A 2,748-nucleotide genomic window follows, 5' to 3' on the forward strand; every position below is an offset into this window, starting at 1 on the left:
CTATCAGTAACGGCTGCTGTAACAACTACTCTAAAAAGTCATTATTATCCAGTGTATCAGCGTGGGGTATTGCTTTTAACTGTGTAAATTGGTATTCGTCTTCACTTTGAGCATTATAAACTAATTTCCAATACCCATCATTGTCTGTTAAGGTACGAGTCTCTACATCCCATTCAGCATTTTCTGCAGTAAATTTGACTACAGCACCTTCTACATCCGCACCAAAATCTTTTGTTAAAAGACCTGTAACGGATTTTAAATCGCCGGTTTCATCTACCAATAAATCATCTGTACCAGTAATCTTAGGCCCATCATCGTAAATAGTTACCAAAAATTGACTACTGGCGCTGGCACCATCAGTTCTTGTTAGAGTAGCAGTCACCTCAATAATAATATTGTCATTGTTATCATTTGAATCTGGATGTTGAATTGCTTCTAATTGAGAAAAATCGAATTGCTTCGTGTCAACGTTATAGCGAAGTTCCCAACGACCATCATCCGCCATTAACATTTTTTCGCCATCATTCCATGTTGCATTACTTGCAGAAAAAGTTAAGGATCTAATTTCTAAATCCTCTACATTCGAACGTACTTCTACAGCGGCTGTTTGTAAGCCATCCGACTCATCGAATGATAAACCTTGTGTTACCAGCTGAATAGGTATTTGCGGTGATACACCAGATTCATTTGCAATTTTGAATATTTTTGTACAGGAGCTCTTTCTTCAAAAAAGAAATGAAACAAACCTTATTGATTCAGTAAAGGAAAAAGAAGGCCCTAAAGTATCATAACCAGCGTTAACATGCCCTACGCCATAAAGTGGATCTAGAACAAATGTACTACCACCACTTCCCAAAATTGTGTCTTCACCTGCTGCGGTTTCTTCCAATGACTGCAATAAGGCCACTGGATCAATGCCATTAGCCATTGCTTTTTCAATAAGTGCATCAACATCAACGCCCTGCTTTAAACTTTTTAACAATGGAGAAATACCATCGAGCTTAAAAGTTTGCCCAGCCTCCAAATAGATATTTTCCAACCCTAGCATGTGGAGTTGAGCTTCGCCATTCATGAGCAGAAGTTGTTCTCCAGGTAACACCACCGTACCCGTTTTTGCAATAGTCGAGTGATTATTTGAATGAATTTTAATGAGAAATCCATTTACGGCATCGACAACCATCGGAATATCTTTATTCATCTTAATACATCCTAAATAAAGAAATGGAAGCCATGTCTGAATGCACAGCAAAACCGACAGATCGCCTTGAATTTGTATATCCTTCACAAATACTGTTTAACGATTGGATTTGCTTAATAGAATGGTTTCCTATCCCTGAATCCTTCTCATAATGCTTTCCAGTCATAAGGATACCATTTCAACAGTATCTTGTATAAATATAGTACAAACCAATGCTTTAGATTTAAAAAATATTTTTTCTTCTATTTTTTAAATAAAAATTAGAAAAATTAAGGAAAAAGATGGTTATCTAATTGACTTTAATAATAAAAAATTATTGATTATTAGAGATAGATTTATCTAAAAACGCTGTATTTTACCTTGTTCCAAGAAAAATAACCATTTAGTATATTTTTACAGCTCGTTGTTTTTCAATAGTCACATCTTTTTTCTCAAAAATATGTAGCTCTGTCATGCTTCAAGCTAATTCAAATTTTGTTCACAAGAAAACAAATATTTGAGATTTTACCCTATTATAGAGGCAAGAATGATGTACCCACTAAATTCTTACCGTTTACATATCATGCCTATGGAGAGTCTAATGATTAAAAATTGGGGGTTTGTACTGCATCATATTTACTAACTTTTTCCACTTTAACCTTTGCAGGTGCAATGGGACCGGTGTCTATATCAAAAGCTGGCATATTTGTCGGGTTAGGTGGAAGTTATAATTCAGTTAAATTAGATCAAAAAATTGATCTTGTTGGTATTTCTAATGTCTTCAGCGGCTCGACCTTAGTTGCATCTGGAACCGCCGTAGGACCAGCGGTCCCTTTCCATAACATTCAAACGACTTTTTCTCCTGACGCACAAGCAGGATACTTCAGGGATATAGTCGGTACTAATCTGTTTTGGGGTGTTAAATTCGCTTATAAATATTTAGGGGTAACCTTTACTGATTCAAATATTATTGCACCTCAAGCAGGCTCATTTACAATTGTAACTCCTGTTCCTACAGTGAGCTCCATGACTGGGCATGCGCTTATTGGATCTGCTCAGACTGAAATGACCCATGAACTGTTTTTGATGCCTTATATTGGCCAATCATTTAACAACAATGCTTCCGTTTATTTAGGTGCTGGTCCTGCAGTCTTCCATTCAAGATCTACTTTTTACAATGTAACGGGCTATGCAGCGGTTAATGGAGTACCCTCTGATATTACTGGTTCACCCGTCAGTCTTTCTAGTTCCGAATGGCTGTGGGGTGGTGGTGCCCAAATTGGCATACGCTACAATTTAGATCCTACCTGGGTACTTGATTTGAATTATACCTACTTGATTACTTCGCGGGATAAAACCAATTATCAAGTACCATTCGCAAGCACAGTACTTAATTTTACCGATAGCGGAACCATGTTTGGTAGTAATACGCAACGTATCACTGCGCAGGCAGTTTCGCTCACTGTTAACAAGGTATTTTCGCTTTAAGCGAGCAATATTACTCGTTATTGATCGCTTGGTGCTCTCCTCTAATCTATAGAAGGAGAGCAAAATAACTATCCAGTTAAAAT

Annotated in this window: 3 protein-coding genes; 1 reads left to right on the plus strand and 2 read right to left on the minus strand. The window is 37.1% G+C overall.

Annotated features, from left to right (window positions below):
• Positions 1-25 precede the first annotated feature (25 nt).
• A complete protein-coding gene (locus BN58_RS13715; RefSeq protein WP_156812531.1) occupies positions 26-505 on the minus strand; it encodes a hypothetical protein in 480 nt (159 codons plus the stop codon).
• Positions 506-724: 219 nt separating this feature from the next.
• On the minus strand, positions 725-1,198 hold the full coding sequence (locus BN58_RS13720) for a hypothetical protein (RefSeq protein WP_019217325.1): 474 nt from the start codon (positions 1,196-1,198) through the stop codon (positions 725-727).
• Positions 1,199-1,849: 651 nt separating this feature from the next.
• Here BN58_RS13720 and BN58_RS13725 point away from each other — a divergent pair.
• On the plus strand, positions 1,850-2,665 hold the full coding sequence (locus tag BN58_RS13725; RefSeq protein WP_232220633.1) for an outer membrane protein: 816 nt from the start codon (positions 1,850-1,852) through the stop codon (positions 2,663-2,665).
• The last annotated feature ends 83 nt before the right edge of the window (positions 2,666-2,748 follow it).

Source organism: Legionella tunisiensis (assembly GCF_000308315.1).
In the GTDB taxonomy this organism is placed as follows: Bacteria; Pseudomonadota; Gammaproteobacteria; order Legionellales; family Legionellaceae; genus Tatlockia; species Tatlockia tunisiensis.